Origin of the sequence: Psychrobium sp. nBUS_13 (genome assembly GCF_051201665.1) — a bacterium.
Taxonomy (GTDB): domain Bacteria; phylum Pseudomonadota; class Gammaproteobacteria; order Enterobacterales; family Psychrobiaceae; genus Psychrobium.
The window spans coordinates 1,484,958-1,500,937 of record NZ_CP179210.1; the positions used below are offsets into that span (position 1 = coordinate 1,484,958).

The following is a 15,980-nucleotide window of genomic DNA, read 5'->3' on the forward strand; positions in this document are numbered from 1 at the left end:
TATTTCCCTTAATGGTAGTAGTTTTGTCCACGGACATTGTCATGCTTGATATCTGCCAATAGATCGATTTGCTTAGGTTCACGTTTTTCTTGGTCTAAGTTCTTTTTCAGTATGATTTTTACGTTTGCTAGTCGGTAACCTCCAGTGTCTAGGGCCCGTTGACATGCCGCGTTTAGGCGCTCTTTTGAATAGACCTTGTTTAAGCTCAGTAAGCCAAAGCAGACTTTATAGCTTTGTTGTGGATGAGCTTTACTGTGCAATTGATAGTCGACCCACTGCGAGACATACTCACCGAGCGTACTCGCCCATTGTTTTACATGCCTATGCAGAAAACTCAGGATTGAACTATACTGTGTATATAAACACACTGTATAGGTAGACATAATCATGAACATGCCAGAAGCAAGCTTTTTAGCTTGGCAAAAACAGTTTAGTACTGAAGATGATTGCTTAGAATATTTACAAGAAATGAAATGGAAAAATGGCTTTATTTGCCCGCGTTGCGGCAATGCTCATAACTATAAAATTGCCAGTCGCCACTTATACGAATGCACGCAATGTAAAAAGCAAACATCAGTCACGGCAGGGACACTTTTTCATGGGAGTAAAATCACCTTAATCCAGTGGTTTTGGGCTATCTATTTTCTTGGCTCTGATAAGGGAAGTATATCCGCACTAAGACTAAGCAAATTAATAGAAGTCAATTGGCGAACAGCGAGACTCATTTTAAAAAAACTTAGAAGTGCTATGGGTCACAGAGATAGTTTATATCAATTGAGTGGAACAATAGAGCTAGATGATGCACTTGTTGGAGGTAGACAAAAAGGGAAACGAGGTCGTGGTGCAGCAGGAAAAAAGAATGTATTAATCGCCTGTGAAAGTAAAGAGAAAAAGGCAGGATTTATTGCCATGGAAGTAGTTGATAGTATTTGCCATTTTAGCGTTGATAAGTTTGTTAAGAAGTACTTAAAACCAGGTCAGAAAGTTCGTTCTGATGCATTGGCTGCTCTGAATATAATTGACCAAGCACAGGACCATGAAGCGAGGGTAACACCAAGCCATTTGGTTGATGAATGGCTACCATGGGTACATATCGCCATTGGCAATTTAAAAACATTTTTGTTGGGTACATTTCATGGTGTATCGGGAAAATACCTACAAGAATATCTAGATGAGTTCTGTTATCGGTTCAACCGTCGATTTATTGAAAAACAAATCCCTAACCGACTGTTAAATTTGGCGATAGTTCATGTACCTGTAAAATCGTCCTGAGCCAAGTGCATAGGCATGTTACTTTTTAATATTTCGACTACTTGATCTGATATGGATTTATTATTCATACTTATACCTTAACGCAAAGATGGGACAGTCAAAAATTTATTATTGATAAATAATGACTTAATGTAAACACTTAGATATTTTTATATTCAGACGTTCATCAATTTGCAATAATCGCGCTATGAAACAAAACCCCATCGCCTATTTTTTTACGGTAGCCGTCCAGCTTTTATTATTGCTGTGTATCTTGGCGCCGCCAGCAAATGCTGTAAATAGTGGCAAAACCGCCTTGGGGGGATCACAACCTAGCACCACGGTTGCTTTAGAAAATATCGTTGGTAAGTCATTAAGTATCCTAGATATTTTTTTAGACTTCAAAACAACGGCGTTGGGGTGTTGTGTTGGCGCAGATGCTAAACCTAAGGTTACATCTACCCTAAATAACAACCTTCCAGATCAAAATAAATTACTTGCTAATCCCGCGAGGAACCCAAGGACTGGTGAATTAGATCCTAATTATCGTGCGCCTGAAGCAGCAAACTCCAATATAACTTCATATCCAGCACCTGAAGGCACTCGTGTAAAAATGGCACTTGATGAAAGGGTTTCCTCAGTTAACTTCTTCTTAGTTGCATAAAAGGCTGTGGTTGAAATGTTATTGTCGCGGCAAAAATCACTAACGCTCAAGCCACTGGATTGGTGCAGATTAATGATGTCTTGCCATTGTTCGAGGCTTCGATGTTTACTCATGTTAATCTCCTTAATAAAATTGGAGATACCCTATCCAAGTTAACTTATGAAAGGTATGTGTCTTTGGCGAGACGCTTACTTTTGAACTGATTGTGATTAGGTTAAATCAATGAGATATTTGTGTCTGTCCTTTATTTTTTTGTTATTTTTTTGATAAAATTCTTAAGTTTATTTTCTGCGTTAAGTTTTACGCAGAACCCCCCCCAAACCCAACATAATTCACTGATAGTAAAACATTTTTTTGACAAACCGCTTTAGTTGTCTATAGTTATTCATGTGTTCGCCAATGCCCAATATATTAAATAGACTAATAAAGAGGGGATGTATGACAAAAATAACGAATGCTGTGCTTTTCGGCTCTTTGCTTATTATATCTTTCGGTTATTTTTTCTTAACAACAGATAAGAAACTAGAAGGTGATATGGCTACTCCTCCAATAAAATCTCAAACATTTCATAGCGAGATAGAATCAAAGACATTCGTAACAAATTTTGAAACTAATGCTGTGAATACAAATGGCGTTTCTAGTGATAGTAAAGATAGAGTCTTCGGTTGGTTTGTAGTTTCAGAAAAGGATTATGAATACATCTCAAATAAGGCAAAGAAGAATACAACTCCTTTTGCTTATAAAAAATATTGGATAGAAAATATTAATGTAAATACTGGTGGGAATGTGGAATTTGAAATTTATCACACTTTTGGATTCTCACCTAACGAACTTCAGAAGATGGAGCTTGCCTTTTACTATGAAGTGGATCGTTTGTTTGACGATAACCTTTATGGAGAGAGTAGCTTGGACAATGAAGAAAAAATTCAAGTGGTCCTCGAAGATATGAATGACATTAAGACATCTTCGATCGTATGCGCAAAGCATAAATGCATGTTTGTTATTGAAACTGACTATTCTAATTCATTCGATCCCGCTGTTTTAGTGGAAAATGTTATATCCAATATTAAAATTGACAAGAATTGTGACTATTACCGAAAACTGGGAAGCCTAAATAGACAGTTTTTCTCAATTTATTGTCCACCGTAGAATACCCCCCCAACTTTCGTGGCTTACGATTAAGAAAATCGGGGGTATTGTATTTTTCTTATTCATTTTATGTAAGTACATGAGCAAAGCGAAAAGCACTGTATCAGCAAAAGAGAAATGAACATCCAGAGCGGTGGTCAAAAAATGAAAGAAACTGGCAGCCAATTGGTGTTGTGGAGCTAAATCCAGAACAACATAAGCAAGCTGCTTAACAATTTAGGCGACAACTACCTTGAAAAACGCCGAAAGTATGCAAGCTTTCCAAAAAAAACCGACAATATGTACTTCAAGAAAGTGTATTAACGTTGCCGCAATTTGTGATGCAAAGCAGCTATAAGGCTGCGCAAGCAATAAAGTTACCTGAGCGCGGTTTATTAACTAATGGATTCTTTGCTGACATTATTATTGTCGATCTTAAAAAATATAAAGATAAAGCAAGCTTTTCTCATTGGAACGTTCTTTCTGAGGGGGGTTGAAACAGTGATTGTTAACGGCTCAATTGTTATTGAAAACAGTCAATTTACGAATATTCTTGCAGGACGTGTTTTAACAAAAAAATAGTAATAATCGATGCCTAAAATAAGGGAAACAAAAAGATTCTGTTTCCCTTATTAAGGTTAAATTTTAAATTGATTACTAGCGCGCAATCTATTGAGCACAACAATCAAAAATGTTGCCACAAAACAGCCAAAAATAACCACCATCCACTGGGACATTGACCAACCAATAAACATCCATGAAATTGATGCGCAGTCGCCATCAGCCTTAAAGATGAAGGGTAACCATTCATCTAATGGCAGTGTGTGGGCGAAATTAGGTCGAAAATCACAGCTGAAAAAAGGCGATTGCGTCGTTTGAATGCCTACATGCTCAATGGCTAATAGCAGACCTTTGATAGCGCTATATCCCCACAATGCATAACCAGCCAATCGACAACCAAAATTTTGCGGCGCAATAGCACCCACTAACCCTGCGCCAACAAGGCCTAACATTGCTGTACGTTGATAAATACACATGACACAAGGCGCAAGCCCCATGATATGTTGAAAATACATTGCAACTAATTCAAAGGTAGTGGCGACGCCAGCCAGTGTAAGCCAGGCTTTTCGTTCTGTTGGTAGAGAGTTTAAAAAGGTTAACATGAATAACTCGTTGATTTTAAATCTAGATAATATAAGAAAAAAGCGTATCCGAAGATACGCTTTCTAATAACACCTTAGTGGTGATCGCCGCCGGAAGGCTCAACGATTGCCGAGTGATGTTTAATTAATCCTTTCTCATAAAGCTTTTCTGTACTGTCTGTTAAGAAGCCTGACTGGATACAGATGAAACCTACGATTGACAGTACGATGGTGTATGGCAATGCCATGTAGACCATACGACCGTAGCTTAGTCTAACCAGCGGTGCTAATGCACTCGTTAACAAGAATAAGAACGCTGCTTGACCATTTGGTGTTGCAACACTTGGTAAGTTAGTACCTGTGTTAATTGCAACAGCTAGCATGTCAAACTGGTCGCGGTTAATACGGCCATCTGCCAAGGCTTGAGCAATTTGTTCAATATAAACGGTACCAACAAATACATTATCACTCACCATCGATAATAAACCGTTGGCAATATAGAACATTACCATTTGCGTATTACCTTCATAACTCAATACCCAAGTAATCACTGGCGTAAATAAGTTTTGGTCAATAATTACGGCAACGACAGCAAAGAAGACAGCGAGTAGCGAAGTAAACGGTAGAGCTTCTTCAAACGCTTTACCAAGTGCATGTTCTTCAGTAATACCGTTAAATGCAGTCGCTAATACGATAACTGATAAACCGATTAAGCCAACAGCGGCTAAATGAAGCGCTAGACCAACAACTAACCAGCCAGCGATAACACCTTGGGTAATTAGCTTTGCTTTGTCTTTAGGCGTACGGCGTCTGTCTTGCTCGTCTGCATAATCAGACAATACTTTATGAACGTTCTTTGGCAGTTGAACACCGTAGCTAAACCAGCCCATTTTTTCGATGACAAAACAGGTGATCAAGCCAAAGATAAATACAGGGATTGTTACTGGCGACATGCGGATAGCAAATTCAATGAATTCCCATCCTGCTTTTTCTGCAATGATTAAGTTTTGCGGTTCGCCAACTTTAGTCATTACGCCGCCTAGTGCAGTACCAACACCAGCGTGCATCAATAGGTTACGTAAGAAACCACGAAACTGTTTTAAATCAGCACGATGTTGTTCGTGAAAGTCTTCTTCGTGTGTGTGGTCATGATCGTGATCATAATGTTTACCAGAAGAGACTTTGTGGTAAACGCTATAGAAACCTATAACAACACTGATCACAACGGCGATAACCGTTAGCGCATCTAAAAATGCTGATAAAATGGCACCAGCGGCACAAAAAGCCAATGACAAAACGACCTTTGAGCGTAGTTTAGTAATTAACTTGGTAAATACAAAGAGCAGCAAGTCTTTCATGAAGAATATACCTGCTACCATGAAAATTAGTAGTAATACTACTTCCATATTAGCTGATATTTCATGCAGTACCATCTTCGGGGATGTCATGCCTATCGCAACGGCTTCTATCGCTAACAAACCACCAGGTTGTAATGGGTAACATTTTAATGCCATTGCTAGGGTAAAGATAAACTCACCGACGAGCAACCAACCGGCAACGAATGGGTCAACTAAATAGAAGACAAAAGGGTTAATAACTAAAAAGGTAATAATCGCTAATTTGTACCATTTAGGCGAGTTGCCTAAGAAGTTACGCATAAACGCTTGATTAAGTGACATTGTCGACATTTGTTCCTCACGTAGAGAAGAAAACCACAGTAATCTATCAACACTTTACTGCATAACTAGCAACTTGTTTTGTGAACTAATTATTAGTTGGTGATAGACGTGCTTTTCGCATCATTAATAATGGCCTCTATTAATTACAGGCATTGCATCAATTTGCAAGCGATCTGCTTATTTATCCACTTAAAATTGTTAATTTATTGTATTAACCGTTGTTTAATTAATCAAAGTTAAAAGTGTGGACGCTGTGGTCAGGTTTTATTTTGATTGCCATCTATTATTTGATGACGATTTTATTGCATAAATTGAAAGCAATCGTCCAATTGAAAGAAGGTAGAGTGTTAGAGATCACTCTTTATCACAATAATCTTGCGATTGATTAAGAATCATCTTAAAAGAGCTAATACGTGAAATAAATCGGTATCAATTTCAGCTAGCTCTGTTATTATTCTTTGAATTTTATTGCAATTGATTTGAGTGTTTAATGATTTATAAGGCGCAAAGCCCAGCCGGATTCGCTGAAGAATATTTAGTAGACTCTATTTGGACGGGACGTTTTCCTCCTGGCTCATACCTTCCCGCTGAACGTGAACTTTCAGAACTTATTGGTGTAACACGAACAACTCTTCGTGAAGTATTGCAACGTCTTTCTCGCGACGGTTGGTTGCAGATTCAACATGGTAAACCGACTAAAGTTAATAACTATTGGGAAACCGCCGGACTAAGTGTGCTTGTTACTATGGCACGTTTAGACCAAAACGGTATTCCAGAGTTAGTTGATCAGTTATTGTCTGCACGAACTAATGTGTCAATTATTTATATTCGTGCAGCGATGAAAGCGGCTCAAGAAAAAAGTGTAGATATCTTAAAACAGTATAAGAACATTGAAGATAACGCTGAAGCTTATTCTGATTTTGACTATTCATTGCATCATCAATTAGCGTTTGCATCAGGTAATCCAATTTACGTACTGATCCTTAATGGCTTTAAAGATATGTACAGTCGCCTTGGTAAACTCTATTTCGAATTAGACGAAGCGCGTCGTTTAGCTGACAACCATTACGAAGAGCTTATCAAAATTTCAGAATCAGGCGACTACGATCAGGTTGTTATCGCGATGCGTCGTTATGGTTTAAAAACAGCAAAACTGTGGATGTCACTGCGAGACAGAATGCCAACTGATATTGTTGTGCCAATTCGCTAAGTAAGTTTTTATTCTGGACTCGGTGCTTTTGGGCATCGAGTTATCTCGCTAACTTTCCCCGCTTCACTCTCGCTTTCTAAAATAACTTCAAACCCCCATAATCGATACAAATGTTTAAGCATCTCGTCGATGTTGTCTCCCAGCGAAATATTATGATGGCCGTAGTGGCGCAGCGTAATCGATCTATCTCCGCTGATATCAACGCGATGTATTTGAATATTGGGTTCAAGATAGCTTAAGTTGTATTGTTGAGACATTGCCTCTCGAATTTTTAAATATCCTTGCTCATTATGGATTGCATCAATTTCAATAAAGTTATTTCGATCATCATCTAACGTATTAAATAGTTTTAGTTCGCGGATCAGATGCGGCGACAAATACTGACTGATGAAACTTTCATCTTTGAAGTTTTTGCAGGCAAAATGCAAAGTGTGCAACCAGTCACTCCCTGCTACATCAGGAAACCATGCTTTATCTTCAGCGGTAGGTTCTTCGCACATTCGTTTGATGTCCTGAAATATCGCAAAGCCTAATGTATAAGGATTGATACCTGAGTAATAGGGGCTGTTGTACGGGGGCTGATAGACAACGTTAGTATGATGATGCAAAAACTCTAGCATAAAACTGTTATCTACTTTTCCTTCATCGAATAAAGTGTTGATGATGGTGTAGTGCCAGAACGTTGCCCATCCTTCGTTCATGACCTGTGTTTGACGTTGCGGATAAAAGTATTGCGCTACTTTTCTTACTATTCTTACAAGTTCACGCTGCCATGACTTTAGAAGTGGTGCGTTTTTCTCGATAAAGTACAGAATATTTTCCTGGGGTTGTTGAGGAAAACGATGGGTGTTTAGATTCTCTTCAACCTGTTTAGATTTAGGAACCGTGCGCCATAAATCGTTGACTTGTGCTTGCAGAAAAGCTTCGCGCTCATCTTGGCGGTTCTTTTCTTCGTGAAGTGATATTTTCGCAGGGCGTTTATAACGGTCAACACCGAGATTCATTAACGCATGACAAGAGTCGAGCGTGTCTTCTACCGCTTTAACACCATACTTTTCTTCGCAATCACTGACAAATTTTTTGGCGAAAACAAGGTAATCAATAATAGAGTCGGCCTCTGTCCACGTTGTAAAAAGGTAGTTGTTTTTAAAGAATGAGTTGTGGCCGTAGCAAGCATGAGCAATCACTAACGCTTGCATTGTCATTGAGTTTTCTTCCATGAGATAACTAATACAAGGATTTGAGTTAATAACAATTTCGTACGCCAAGCCCATTTGACCACGATGATAGTTTTTCTGCGTTTGAATAAACTTTTTACCGTAACTCCAATGATTGTAGCCAATGGGCATACCGACGCTAGAGTAGGCGTCCATCATTTGTTCTGATGATATAATTTCGATTTGGTTAGGGTAGGTCGTTAAACCAAATCCACAGGCAACATCACTAATAATGCTGTCAAAGTATTCAAGTTTTTCGAAAGTCCATTCGCAATCTTTAAATTTCGTTGCCGATTGATTAGTCATAATGTCACCTATGACGTGGCAAATAATTCCCTAAATATAGGATAGATATCTGCACGTTCCTTAATGTGTTTAATAGCAAATTCAGGATACAGCTCACTAATTTTCTGATAACAGTGCCACATTGACTGATGGCTACTCTTAGTTATCTCGATATAGCTGAAATAGCGAGTATTAGGGAGCAAATCCCGTTCTATGACTTCCTTACATAGTGGTGTGTCGTCATTCCAATTATCACCGTCAGAGGCTTGTGCTGCATAAACATTCCATTGTGATGTTGGATAACGTTGTTGTTGAATCTTGTGCATTAATCTCAACGCACTGGAAACTACGGTACCGCCAGTTTCTTGAGAATAAAAAAATTCATGTTCATCGACTTCTTTGGCTTGAGTGTGATGCCTAATATAAACAACTTCAGTTGTTTGATAAGTTCGAGACAAGAATAAGTACAATAAGATATAGAATCGTTTTGCAATATCTTTCGTTTCTTGATCCATCGAGCCTGATACATCCATGATACAAAACATAACAGCTTTTGAACTTGGCACTGGTGTACGCGCGTAATGATTAAACTGTAAATCGAAATCATCAATGAAGGGCACGCGATTAATACGCTCTTTACAATGCTGAATCTGTGCTTCTAGCGATTTACGCGCTTGATAATTTTCACCACTACTTTGTTCCAACGTGGCTAATTGCTCCTCCAGTGCTGTTAACTCACGTTTCGTTGAACCCGTTAGCGCAATGCGACGGGAAATTGATTTCTTCAGTGAGCGTACAATATTAATATTATTGGGCAGACCTACTTCTGAAAAACCGTGGCGCGTTGTTTTAAATTCCTGGGCATCAGAATTTTGCTTAGTTTCTAGATTGGGTAGCGCTAAATCTTCAAACAATAGATCTAAGTATTCGTCATGAGAAATCTCAAAAGTAAACTCATCTTCACCTTCTCCTTGATCACTTGCACTTCCCTCGCCAGCTCCTTGGCTACCTGATTGCTTTGGGCGCTCAATTTTATCGCCTTGTTGAAACTGATCATTTCCAGGATGTACGCGCTGTCTTTCCCCATCATTGGCATGGTGAAAAATAGGCTCGCTCAAATCCCGTTTAGGAATAGTGATATTTTCGCCAGAACTTACATCAGTTACACTGCGATCAGTGATGACATGGTCTATTGAACGTTTGATTTGTTCTTTGTGGCGATTTAAAAAGCGCTGTCGATTGACAGAACTTTTATTTTTCGCATTTAAACGTCGATCGATAAAATGAGACATAATGGCCTCCTTCTATGAGGCTTTTCGAACGCGTAAGTACCATTCAGTGAGCAAGCGAACTTGTTTTTGGGTGTAGCCTTTTTCAGTCATACGGTCAACAAAGTCAGCGTGCTTTTTCTGATCGTCAGCATTCGTTTTATTATTAAATGAAATTACTGGTAATAAGTCTTCGGTGTTTGAAAACATTTTCTTTTCAATAACAACACGTAATTTTTCGTAACTCGTCCATCGAGGGTTATTGCCAGAATTATTCGCTTTGGCGCGTAAAACAAAATTAACGATTTCATTTCTAAAATCTTTGGGATTGCTAATACCCGCCGGCTTTTCAATTTTCTCTAACTCGTCATTAAGCGCATTGCGGTCAAATAGTTGTCCAGTTTCGGAGTCGCGATATTCTTGATCTTGAATCCAAAAATCTGCATAGGTGACATAACGGTCAAAAATATTTTGCCCATACTCGGAATAGGACTCTAAATAAGCCGTTTGAATTTCTTTGCCAATGAACTCGATATAATTAGGAATTAGGTAGCCCTTCAAGTGCTCAAGGTATTGCTCTCTTAGTTCATCACTAAATTGTTCTCGTTCAATTTGCTGCTCTAATACATAGAATAAATGGACCGGGTTAGCGGCAATTTCATTATCATCGAAGTTGAATACTCGAGATAATATCTTAAAGGCAAAACGTGTTGATAGGCCACTCATGCCTTCGGTAACACCTGCATTGTCTTTGTATTCTTGCAGTGACTTGGCACTTGGATCTGTGTCTTTCAATGTTTCGCCATCATAGACACGCATCTTTGATTGAACGCTGGAGTTAGACGGTTTTGTTAACCGAGACAAAATACTAAATTGAGCTAACGTTTTTAAGGTATCAGGCGCACATTGAGCGTCGTTTAGCTTCGAGTTCTCTAACAATTTATTATAAATGTTTACTTCTTCAGTAACGCGTAAACAATACGGGACTTGCACAATGAAAACGCGATCTAAAAACGCCTCGTTGTTTTTATTACTCCTAAATTTTTGCCATTCAGACTCGTTTGAGTGCGCTAAAATTATGCCATTAAATGGAATAGCGGATATGCCTTCTGTGCCATTATAGTTACCTTCCTGCGTCGCAGTTAACAGAGGATGTAATACTTTAATCGGCGCTTTAAACATCTCTACAAATTCCATTAATCCTTGATTAGAGCGACACAAAGCGCCGCTATACGAGTAGGCATCTGGGTCATCTTGGGAAAAATGCTCTAACTGACGAATATCTACTTTACCTACCAATGCTGAAATATCTTGGTTGTTTTCGTCACCAGGTTCAGTTTTAGCAATTGCTAATTGATCAAGGATAGAAGGGTAGGATTTAACCACTTTAAATTGTGATATATCACCGCCAAACTCATGTAATCGTTTTACCGCCCATGGCGACATAATGGTGTTGATATAGCGTTTGGCAATGCCATATTCTCGTTCAATAATGTCACCATCTTCATTGGCATCAAATAAACACAATGGATGGTCGTTAACTGGCGATCCTTTTAAACGGTAGATGGGCATATGCTGCATTAAGCTTTTTAACTTTTCTGCAATAGAAGACTTACCGCCGCCAACGGGGCCGAGCAAATAAATGATTTGTTTGCGCTCTTCAAGGCCCTGTGCAGAGTGTTTTAAATAGGAGACGATTTGGTCAATGGCATCTTCCATGCCATGAAAATCTTTAAAAGCTGGATAGCGATTTATAACACGATTGGAGAAAATTCGACTTAAGCGAGGATCTTGCGCTGTATCTATTGTCTCTGGTTCGCCGATTGCCATGAGTAGACGTTCAGCTGCGGATGCATAGCACGATTTATCTTGTTTACATAATTGTAAAAACTCATCGAGGGTAAACTCTTCTTCCTTGGTCGCATCAAAACGCGCTTTATAATGATTAAAAATAGACATTGAGCACCTCCTAGAGTGTGATGTCTCTTTATTAATCAGTGTGTCAAAATAGACTTCAAATGACCTGTTTACCGATTAACAAAGTCCAATAAAGACAATTCATATCAGCAATACTTATGTTTATGTTAATTTGGTTGATTCATTCTTTCAGCTTAGGACAGCATCTACAGGAAGGCAAAGATTTCTTTAAATACCAATTGATTCAATTCATACTATTCCCTTAAACCTCTACTGCAATCACTTACTTTAGACTACGTTTAGCAATCTTAATTTCATAAGTTAGAACAAAAAAGTCAAAATAGATAGCACTTCTCGTTTTCAAGCTGGGCTGAAACTTAACTTACAGGCAATAAAAAAGGGCCGATTGGCCCTTTAAATCTAGCTAAATATTAGCGTAGATTAGCCAGCGAAGTTTGCCGCAGCAAATTCCCAGTTAGCTAGTGCCCAGAAACCACCTAGGTAGTTAGGACGAACGTTACGGTAATCGATGTAGTAAGCATGTTCCCATAAATCTACAGTCAATACTGGCGTTAGGCTGTCATCAGTTAACGGCGTAGCAGCGTTGCTAGTGTTAACGATGTCAAGGCTACCGTCAGCAGTTTTAACTAACCAAGTCCAGCTAGAGCCGAAGTTGTTAACGGCTTTGTCGTTAAATGCTGCTTGAAATTCAGCGAACGAACCGAATTTTGCGTTGATAGCATCAGCTAAAGCGCCAGTTGGCTCACCGCCACCTTGTGGGCTAAGGCTGTTCCAGAAAAACGTGTGATTCCAGATTTGAGCTGCGTTGTTAAATACGCCGCCTTCAGAAATTTTGATAATTTCTTCTAAAGATTTAGAAGCTAGGTCAGTACCTTCAACTAAACCATTTAGTTTTGCAACATAAGTAGCGTGGTGTTTACCATGGTGATACTCTAAAGTTTCTTGTGACATGTGTGGTGCTAGTGCATCGATTGCGTACGGTAATGCTGGTAGTTCAAACGCCATGGGGATTCTCCTGAGAAATTTGCCTATTTTAGGCTCACATAATTATTATTCGCTGTTATAATACATCAACAAATTGATTTGGGTCAAAAATGAATGTAACCTTTGTCCACATTGTTAATCAACGCATTAAACACTTAGTAAATATAGGGTTTAGTGTTAGGCAGTGACGGGGTATAATTGGCGAAATTATTTTAAGTTTTTCCCACTATTTATTACCGCTATTTATTGTTAAAAATAATGGGCACTGTCGTCAAAGGAATTCTAATGGATACTATCGAACAAATTAAACAGCAAATTTCTGAAAACCCAATCATTTTATACATGAAAGGTTCTCCTAAATTACCTAACTGTGGTTTCTCTTCACAAGCATCTCAAGCAATCATGAGCTGTGGCGAAAAATTTGCTTATGTAGATATTCTACAAAACCCAGACATTCGTTCAGAATTGCCAAAATACGCAAACTGGCCAACATTCCCACAATTGTGGGCTGATGGTGAGTTAGTTGGTGGTTGTGACATCATCTTAGAAATGTTTCAACAAGGCGAATTACAGCCATTGTTGAAAGAAGTTGCTGCAAAATATGCAGACGAAGAATAAATCATACCAATTGAAAGTAAAGCTTGGCTAACAAGCACAAAAAAACGGAGATAAACATGAGCGTATTAGTAGGTCGTCCTGCACCGGACTTCACAGCAGCAGCAGTACTAGGTAATGGCGAAATCGTTGATTCATTCACACTAAGTGAAGTAATCAAAGGTAAAAAAGCAGTTGTATTCTTTTACCCACTAGACTTCACTTTCGTATGTCCATCAGAGCTTATCGCTTTTGATGCACGCTTTGAAGAGTTCCAAAAACGTGGTGTTGAAGTAATCGGCGTTTCTATCGATTCACAATTTAGCCACAACGCATGGCGTAACACGCCTGTAAACGAAGGCGGCATTGGTCCAGTTCGTTACACTTTAGTTGCTGACGTTAAGCACACTATCTGTCAAGCCTACGATGTTGAGCATCCAGAAGCTGGCGTTGCTTTCCGTGGTTCTTTCCTAATTGATGAAGAAGGTAACGTTCGTCATCAAGTAGTTAACGATTTACCATTAGGTCGTAACGTTGACGAAATGATCCGTATGGTTGATGCACTAGCATTCCACCAAGAAGTTGGCGAAGTATGTCCAGCTGGTTGGAACCAAGGTGACAAAGGTATGGACGCATCTCCAGCAGGCGTAGCTAGCTACCTTTCTGAAAACGCAGACAACCTATAATTTAGTACTTCACTAAATTGATGACTTAAGGCCGCATTCGCGGCCTTTTTTGATCCTAACAAAAAACGTGTGGAAATAATTTTATTGCCAAGTCCGTGGCACTACTGCAATCTGTAATCAATCTAAGATGGAGAATACAGATGAAAGTATTAATGGTATGCATGGGTAACATTTGTCGCTCACCAACTGCTGAGGCTGTATTGCGAAAAAAGGCCGATGAACAAGGTATCGATTTACACATTGATTCTGCGGGTACATTAAGTCTTCACGCTGGTAACAATCCAGATCCTCGCTCTGTCGACGCTGGTGAAGTGCGCGGATATGACTTTTCTGGCATCACTTCTCGACCTATTGCCGATTATGATTTCGAATACTTCGATATTATCGCCTTAATGGACGATGATAATTGGGAAGAGGTCATGATGCGCTGTCCTCCAAACTACCGCCACAAAGTATATTACTTACTTAATTTCGCCTTTAAAGATAACGAAAATCACGAGGTCCCCGATCCTTATTATTCTCATGACAAAGGCTTTGATGAGGTGTTGAATTTAGTCGAGCAGGGCTGTGATGGGTTGTTGGATTGGGTTAAACAGCAGAGGTAAACATGATACTTGAGTTAATCACGGCAACAAATTTGGTGAGTTTTTACGAATCAGATTACCTTTTAGTTGTGAGCTTGCGGCAGCATAGCTCAACTTACTATTTTTAATCTGATTTAATCACTGTCACCAATCTACTTAGGTCACAATGATGTCTGATAAATTAGCCCAAACCGTTACTGCTTTCGAACAATGGCGACTTGAAAAAAACTGTAAAATCTCATCCACACCAATCCACCTGCGAAAACAGGCTGTTGCGCTATTAACCCACTATTCAAAAAATGCAATATCAACGGCACTGCGTATTAGTGGCACGTAATTCAAACGTTGGCGCTCGATTATCAACCGACTGAGCCACTAACCGAGTTTATTCCCTTGCCAATACTAACCGATATTACCACCAGTAAATCATTAGCGCTTGAAGTCAAACTGGCTAATGGTGATCAGCTCTCTCGCTGGAGAGCTCTCGATTGAGCAAATTATTCACCTCACTCTGGCGATAAAATCATGATCCACTTAACCAGCAATACCTCCATATTAATCGCCACTCAGCCAGCGGATTTTAGACAAGGGATTGATGGCTTAGCGGCCGTTTGTCAGCATAAACTTGAGTCTAACCCTCGCTCGGGTACCTTATTCGTATTTATTAATCGCAATAAAACCATGATCCGCGCATTAGTCTATGAGAAAAATGGATTTTGGCTGATGACCAAGCGCTTATCTAAAGGAAAATTTAGTGGCTGGCCAAGCAGCAACTCAATAGTGAGTCCGATGGCCGCTAAACATTTACGCCAATTACTGCATGATATCTCTTCAGCAAAAAGAGTCCAGCCGGTGGCGCTTAATGCTTGATTTCTCCATTTATCGGATCATACTGCCCGCCATAATAAATAACGCTTTGGTAGATAAATAACGTGAGCAAATCCTTTACCGACATCGATGGTGATGCGCTTGAAGCGCTAATCGCCCGCGTGAGTGAAGCCAAAGAAAACAATTTGGCGCTCAGTCCTGATGATTGTCAGTTGTTGCTCGATGCATTAGTGACAGTGGCTAGCATGCAAGATCGCCTAGCCAATCAGATGTGACCGTGCATAGCTGTGGTTATTACAGGCCGCACAGCTTTTTGAACCCCAATTAGGGCGATAAATATCTCTTGGTGAATAGCCTTTATTAAGCAAATAATTATAAGTGTTGTCCCAACTCGATGGACTTGCGGTATTACCATGCACTAACACAACTGGGTCAGTACGGGCGAGGGCAGTTAGGGGAAAGCATAAAATACTGAGTAATGTAATGATTAAAGTGGATTTTGTTTTCATTGTTATCTCCGTT

General features: G+C 39.3%; 18 protein-coding genes and 1 pseudogene. 10 read left to right on the top strand and 9 right to left on the bottom strand.

Annotated elements, in window-relative coordinates; genetic code table 11:
* Positions 1–8: 8 nt before the first annotated feature.
* Positions 9–389 carry a hypothetical protein gene (locus ACMAZF_RS06745; RefSeq protein WP_435276647.1) on the bottom strand — a complete coding sequence of 127 codons (381 nt, stop codon included), beginning with the start codon at positions 387–389 and terminating at the stop codon, positions 9–11.
* Between ACMAZF_RS06745 and ACMAZF_RS06750 the strand changes: the two genes are divergently transcribed.
* Entirely contained in the window at positions 388–1,272 is an 885-nt protein-coding gene (locus ACMAZF_RS06750) for an IS1595 family transposase (RefSeq protein ID WP_435274234.1), read from the top strand. The two genes, ACMAZF_RS06745 and ACMAZF_RS06750, sit on opposite strands and share 2 nt — an antisense overlap.
* A 522-nt stretch (positions 1,273–1,794) precedes the next feature.
* On the opposite strand, the gene tnpA is transcribed toward ACMAZF_RS06750, so the two are convergent.
* A complete protein-coding gene (gene tnpA, locus ACMAZF_RS06755) occupies positions 1,795–2,028 on the bottom strand; it encodes an IS66 family insertion sequence element accessory protein TnpA (protein WP_435276648.1) in 234 nt (77 codons plus the stop codon).
* A 325-nt stretch (positions 2,029–2,353) separates the two neighbouring features.
* Here tnpA and ACMAZF_RS06760 point away from each other — a divergent pair, with 325 nt between their 5' ends.
* Both ACMAZF_RS06760 and ACMAZF_RS06765 read left to right on the top strand, forming a co-directional pair.
* Positions 2,354–3,064, top strand: a complete 711-nt coding sequence (locus ACMAZF_RS06760) for a hypothetical protein (RefSeq protein WP_435276649.1) — start codon at positions 2,354–2,356, stop codon at positions 3,062–3,064.
* A gap of 320 nt (positions 3,065–3,384) precedes the next feature.
* Entirely contained in the window at positions 3,385–3,540 is a 156-nt protein-coding gene (locus ACMAZF_RS06765; protein WP_435276650.1) for a hypothetical protein, read from the top strand.
* A 141-nt stretch (positions 3,541–3,681) separates the two neighbouring features.
* Here the strand turns inward: ACMAZF_RS06765 and dsbB are convergent, their stop codons facing one another.
* Both dsbB and nhaB read right to left on the bottom strand, forming a co-directional pair.
* Entirely contained in the window at positions 3,682–4,206 is a 525-nt protein-coding gene (dsbB, locus tag ACMAZF_RS06770; RefSeq protein ID WP_435276651.1) for a disulfide bond formation protein DsbB, read from the bottom strand.
* Positions 4,207–4,280: 74 nt separating this feature from the next.
* Positions 4,281–5,864 carry a sodium/proton antiporter NhaB gene (gene nhaB / locus ACMAZF_RS06775; RefSeq protein WP_435277196.1) on the bottom strand — a complete coding sequence of 528 codons (1,584 nt, stop codon included), beginning with the start codon at positions 5,862–5,864 and terminating at the stop codon, positions 4,281–4,283.
* A 490-nt stretch (positions 5,865–6,354) separates the two neighbouring features.
* On the opposite strand from nhaB, the gene fadR reads away from it, so the two are divergent.
* Complete coding sequence (gene fadR / locus ACMAZF_RS06780; protein ID WP_435276652.1) at positions 6,355–7,074, top strand: fatty acid metabolism transcriptional regulator FadR; 720 nt, start codon at positions 6,355–6,357, stop codon at positions 7,072–7,074.
* Between the two features lie 8 nt (positions 7,075–7,082).
* On the opposite strand, the gene ACMAZF_RS06785 is transcribed toward fadR, so the two are convergent.
* The 4 genes from ACMAZF_RS06785 to ACMAZF_RS06800 form a co-directional block, all read right to left on the bottom strand.
* The gene (locus tag ACMAZF_RS06785; RefSeq protein WP_435276653.1) at positions 7,083–8,597 is read right to left on the bottom strand and encodes a SpoVR family protein; all 1,515 of its coding nucleotides are present in this window, start codon (positions 8,595–8,597) and stop codon (positions 7,083–7,085) included.
* Between the two features lie 8 nt (positions 8,598–8,605).
* The gene (locus ACMAZF_RS06790) at positions 8,606–9,868 is read right to left on the bottom strand and encodes a YeaH/YhbH family protein (RefSeq protein ID WP_435276654.1); all 1,263 of its coding nucleotides are present in this window, start codon (positions 9,866–9,868) and stop codon (positions 8,606–8,608) included.
* A gap of 12 nt (positions 9,869–9,880) precedes the next feature.
* A complete protein-coding gene (locus ACMAZF_RS06795; RefSeq protein WP_435276655.1) occupies positions 9,881–11,803 on the bottom strand; it encodes a PrkA family serine protein kinase in 1,923 nt (640 codons plus the stop codon).
* A 399-nt stretch (positions 11,804–12,202) separates the two neighbouring features.
* Positions 12,203–12,787 (bottom strand): Fe-Mn family superoxide dismutase, encoded by a 585-nt coding sequence (locus ACMAZF_RS06800; protein WP_435276656.1) that lies wholly within the window; start codon positions 12,785–12,787, stop codon positions 12,203–12,205.
* A 264-nt stretch (positions 12,788–13,051) separates the two neighbouring features.
* Here ACMAZF_RS06800 and ACMAZF_RS06805 point away from each other — a divergent pair, with 264 nt between their 5' ends.
* The 6 genes from ACMAZF_RS06805 to ACMAZF_RS06830 all read left to right on the top strand — a co-directional run bounded on the left by ACMAZF_RS06805 (position 13,052) and on the right by ACMAZF_RS06830 (position 15,733).
* On the top strand, positions 13,052–13,384 hold the full coding sequence (locus ACMAZF_RS06805; RefSeq protein WP_150138183.1) for a Grx4 family monothiol glutaredoxin: 333 nt from the start codon (positions 13,052–13,054) through the stop codon (positions 13,382–13,384).
* 56 nt (positions 13,385–13,440) lie between these two features.
* Complete coding sequence (locus tag ACMAZF_RS06810; RefSeq protein WP_150138184.1) at positions 13,441–14,046, top strand: peroxiredoxin; 606 nt, start codon at positions 13,441–13,443, stop codon at positions 14,044–14,046.
* Between the two features lie 140 nt (positions 14,047–14,186).
* Positions 14,187–14,651, top strand: coding sequence for a low molecular weight protein-tyrosine-phosphatase (locus ACMAZF_RS06815; RefSeq protein WP_435276657.1), 465 nt, complete (start codon positions 14,187–14,189; stop codon positions 14,649–14,651).
* A 145-nt stretch (positions 14,652–14,796) separates the two neighbouring features.
* On the top strand, positions 14,797–14,967 hold the full coding sequence (locus ACMAZF_RS06820) for a hypothetical protein (RefSeq protein ID WP_435276658.1): 171 nt from the start codon (positions 14,797–14,799) through the stop codon (positions 14,965–14,967).
* A gap of 188 nt (positions 14,968–15,155) precedes the next feature.
* Complete coding sequence (gene tnpB / locus ACMAZF_RS06825; RefSeq protein WP_435276659.1) at positions 15,156–15,500, top strand: IS66 family insertion sequence element accessory protein TnpB; 345 nt, start codon at positions 15,156–15,158, stop codon at positions 15,498–15,500.
* 62 nt (positions 15,501–15,562) lie between these two features.
* Positions 15,563–15,733 carry a hypothetical protein gene (locus ACMAZF_RS06830; protein ID WP_435276660.1) on the top strand — a complete coding sequence of 57 codons (171 nt, stop codon included), beginning with the start codon at positions 15,563–15,565 and terminating at the stop codon, positions 15,731–15,733.
* Between the two features lie 9 nt (positions 15,734–15,742).
* Here the strand turns inward: ACMAZF_RS06830 and ACMAZF_RS06835 are convergent.
* A pseudogene (locus ACMAZF_RS06835) lies at positions 15,743–15,967 on the bottom strand (lipase); the annotation flags it as partial.
* Positions 15,968–15,980 lie beyond the last annotated feature (13 nt).

What these genes read in the sequence shown, in the direction of transcription:
- ACMAZF_RS06815 (WP_435276657.1), top strand. Translation starts at nt 14,187, where the DNA reads ATGAAAGTATTAATGGTATGCATGGGTAACATTTGTCGCTCACCAACT.
- ACMAZF_RS06795 (WP_435276655.1), bottom strand. Translation starts at nt 11,803, where the DNA reads ATGTCTATTTTTAATCATTATAAAGCGCGTTTTGATGCGACCAAGGAA.
- tnpB (WP_435276659.1), top strand. Translation starts at nt 15,156, where the DNA reads ATGATCCACTTAACCAGCAATACCTCCATATTAATCGCCACTCAGCCA.
- dsbB (WP_435276651.1), bottom strand. Translation starts at nt 4,206, where the DNA reads ATGTTAACCTTTTTAAACTCTCTACCAACAGAACGAAAAGCCTGGCTT.
- fadR (WP_435276652.1), top strand. Translation starts at nt 6,355, where the DNA reads ATGATTTATAAGGCGCAAAGCCCAGCCGGATTCGCTGAAGAATATTTA.
- ACMAZF_RS06765 (WP_435276650.1), top strand. Translation starts at nt 3,385, where the DNA reads ATGCAAAGCAGCTATAAGGCTGCGCAAGCAATAAAGTTACCTGAGCGC.
- ACMAZF_RS06820 (WP_435276658.1), top strand. Translation starts at nt 14,797, where the DNA reads ATGATGTCTGATAAATTAGCCCAAACCGTTACTGCTTTCGAACAATGG.
- nhaB (WP_435277196.1), bottom strand. Translation starts at nt 5,864, where the DNA reads ATGTCACTTAATCAAGCGTTTATGCGTAACTTCTTAGGCAACTCGCCT.
- ACMAZF_RS06805 (WP_150138183.1), top strand. Translation starts at nt 13,052, where the DNA reads ATGGATACTATCGAACAAATTAAACAGCAAATTTCTGAAAACCCAATC.
- ACMAZF_RS06810 (WP_150138184.1), top strand. Translation starts at nt 13,441, where the DNA reads ATGAGCGTATTAGTAGGTCGTCCTGCACCGGACTTCACAGCAGCAGCA.
- ACMAZF_RS06790 (WP_435276654.1), bottom strand. Translation starts at nt 9,868, where the DNA reads ATGTCTCATTTTATCGATCGACGTTTAAATGCGAAAAATAAAAGTTCT.
- ACMAZF_RS06760 (WP_435276649.1), top strand. Translation starts at nt 2,354, where the DNA reads ATGACAAAAATAACGAATGCTGTGCTTTTCGGCTCTTTGCTTATTATA.
- ACMAZF_RS06785 (WP_435276653.1), bottom strand. Translation starts at nt 8,597, where the DNA reads ATGACTAATCAATCGGCAACGAAATTTAAAGATTGCGAATGGACTTTC.
- ACMAZF_RS06750 (WP_435274234.1), top strand. Translation starts at nt 388, where the DNA reads ATGAACATGCCAGAAGCAAGCTTTTTAGCTTGGCAAAAACAGTTTAGT.
- tnpA (WP_435276648.1), bottom strand. Translation starts at nt 2,028, where the DNA reads ATGAGTAAACATCGAAGCCTCGAACAATGGCAAGACATCATTAATCTG.
- ACMAZF_RS06745 (WP_435276647.1), bottom strand. Translation starts at nt 389, where the DNA reads ATGATTATGTCTACCTATACAGTGTGTTTATATACACAGTATAGTTCA.
- ACMAZF_RS06800 (WP_435276656.1), bottom strand. Translation starts at nt 12,787, where the DNA reads ATGGCGTTTGAACTACCAGCATTACCGTACGCAATCGATGCACTAGCA.